This window comes from Rathayibacter tanaceti, assembly GCF_001634385.1.
In the GTDB taxonomy this organism is placed as follows: domain Bacteria; phylum Actinomycetota; class Actinomycetes; order Actinomycetales; family Microbacteriaceae; genus Rathayibacter; species Rathayibacter tanaceti.
Genome location: NZ_LIIN01000231.1, coordinates 1 through 2,032, shown reverse-complemented (window position 1 = coordinate 2,032; position 2,032 = coordinate 1). Strand labels below are relative to the sequence as shown.

Genomic DNA, 2,032 nt, shown 5'->3' with positions numbered 1-2,032 from the left:
GTGGGGGCGGGAGCGTGCAGGGGCGAGCGGGGAGGGCTGGCGGGGTCGGGAGGTGAGGGAGGATGGGGGCATGGACGGCGGGGTGGACGACGGGTTTCTGGAGGGGCTCGCGGGGGCGGAGGCGGGGTTTCCGTTCGGGGCGGGGATCCGGGTGTGGAAGGTCGCGGGGAAGGTGTTCGCGCTCGAGTCGGAGCGGCACGGGCGGCCGGTCGTGAGCGTGAAGGCGCTGCCCGAGAACGTGGTGCACCTCGTCGCAGGGGTGGACGGGATCGAACCGGGTTACCACCTGAACAAGAAGCACTGGGTGACGGTCGACGCGGGCGGGATCGTGGAACCGGGGCTGGTCCTGGAGCTCGTGGCGGAATCGCACGCGATCGTCGTGGCGAAGCTGCCGCGACGGCTCCGCCTCGCCCTCGACGGCACAGCCACCGGCGCCATGGACGACGACCGCTGAGACACGACGAAGCCCCGCCCGGCACGCGCTCGAGGAGGAGCAGCGTGCCGCGACGGGGCGACGATCGGACGGCCTGGACCCCGGACGGCCTAGATCCCGTACGACTCGAGGTAGGCGGCGGTATCGCGCCAGCCGTCGACCGCGAAGCACTCGACGCCCATCGCCTTGACGGGGTAGTCGTTGCCGTCCGGGTCGAGGCGGTCGCCGACGAAGATCATCTCGTCGAGGGGGATGCCGGTCAGCTCGGTCAGCTTGTTCATCCCGTACGCCTTGTCGATGCCCTTCCGGGTGATGTCGACCGAGGTGGACCCCCCGGAGCGGACCTCGAGATCGGGGAGGACGGCCTGCACGGCCTCGCGCAGCGTGTTCTTCTTCTCGCCGCCCGGGTCCCACGCCTGCTTCGCCTCCACGGGCGCGGCCTGGCCGAGAGCCGAGAAGGTGATCTGCGAGTCGCGGTCCTCGAGGATCGGCCCCCACGTCTCGGACTCCCAGTAGCCGAGCTCCTTCGCCTTCTCCTCGACGGCGGCGAGGGCTCGCGACTTCTCGTCTTCGGTGAGGTTCTCGGCGTAGATCTGCTTCCAGTCGCCGGCTTCGTAGCGGTAGTACTGCGTGCCGCAGGTCGGCATGAGGTGCAGTTTGGCGAGCACCTCGGGATCAGCACCCTGGAGGCGGTCGAGGACCTGCATCCGGAACTGGCCGATCTGGCCGCCCGAGATGATGCACACCTCGGTCGCCGTGAGCAGCCGCACGAAGAGATCGGCCATCGCCGGGTCGACGGGGGACTTCGACGCGGCGAGGGTGTCGTCGAGGTCGAAGGCCATCAGGCGGGGCAGGGTGCTCATGGAACTCGTTTCACGGTGTGCGGACAGGGCGGTATCGAGGATACGGGGCCGTGCCGGAACTCGCTCCGACCGGTATCAGGACGCGCCGGACGCAGACTGGAGGCATGACAGCCGCCACTTCTCTCGCCGAACGACGTCGTCGCTCCGTCCCGCGCACCCTCGCCCGCATCCTCCTGGGCCTCCTGCTCGTCACAGCGGGCGCCGGGCACCTGACGTTCGCGCGGCAGTCCTTCCAGGCGCAGGTGCCGCCGTGGCTGCCGCTCGACGCCGACCTCGTCGTCGTGGCGTCGGGTGTGGTCGAGATCGCGCTCGGTCTGGCGCTCGTCGTCCTCGCGCGGTGGCGCGTGGTCGTCGGAGTCGTGGTGGCCGCGTTCTTCGTCGCGGTGTTCCCCGGGAACGTGTCGCAGCTCGTCACACGCACGTCGGCGTTCGGCCTCGAGACGGACGCCGCCCGTGCGGTGCGGCTCGTCTTCCAGCCGCTGCTCGTCGTCTGGGCGCTGTGGTCGACCGGAGCGTTCTCGGCCTGGCGGGAGCGGCGCCGGGCCCGTGCGGACCGAGTCTGATCCGTCGGCGGAGGCGATCCCCGGCGCGAACGGCGAACGGCGAACGGCGAACGGCGGCCGACGGGAGACCCGCCGACCGCCGTCCTGCTGCGCCGAGACGCTACGCCGTGCGGCGGCGTCGCGCGATCACCAGCGCGAGTCCCGAGAGCAGCAGCACCAGGGCGCCGCCCGCG

At 71.3% G+C, this 2,032-nt stretch carries 3 protein-coding genes; 2 read left to right on the top strand and 1 reads right to left on the bottom strand.

All coding sequences use genetic code 11. The annotated features are described in order from the left end of the window. Positions 1–70: 70 nt before the first annotated feature. On the top strand, positions 71–454 hold the full coding sequence (locus ACH61_RS15220) for an MmcQ/YjbR family DNA-binding protein (protein WP_068213675.1): 384 nt from the start codon (positions 71–73) through the stop codon (positions 452–454). Positions 455–543: 89 nt separating this feature from the next. Here the strand turns inward: ACH61_RS15220 and ACH61_RS15215 are convergent, their stop codons facing one another. Beyond that, entirely contained in the window at positions 544–1,296 is a 753-nt protein-coding gene (locus ACH61_RS15215; protein WP_068213673.1) for an HAD-IIB family hydrolase, read from the bottom strand. Between the two features lie 104 nt (positions 1,297–1,400). On the opposite strand from ACH61_RS15215, the gene ACH61_RS15210 reads away from it, so the two are divergent. Continuing rightward, complete coding sequence (locus tag ACH61_RS15210; RefSeq protein ID WP_068213670.1) at positions 1,401–1,859, top strand: DoxX family protein; 459 nt, start codon at positions 1,401–1,403, stop codon at positions 1,857–1,859. Positions 1,860–2,032 lie beyond the last annotated feature (173 nt).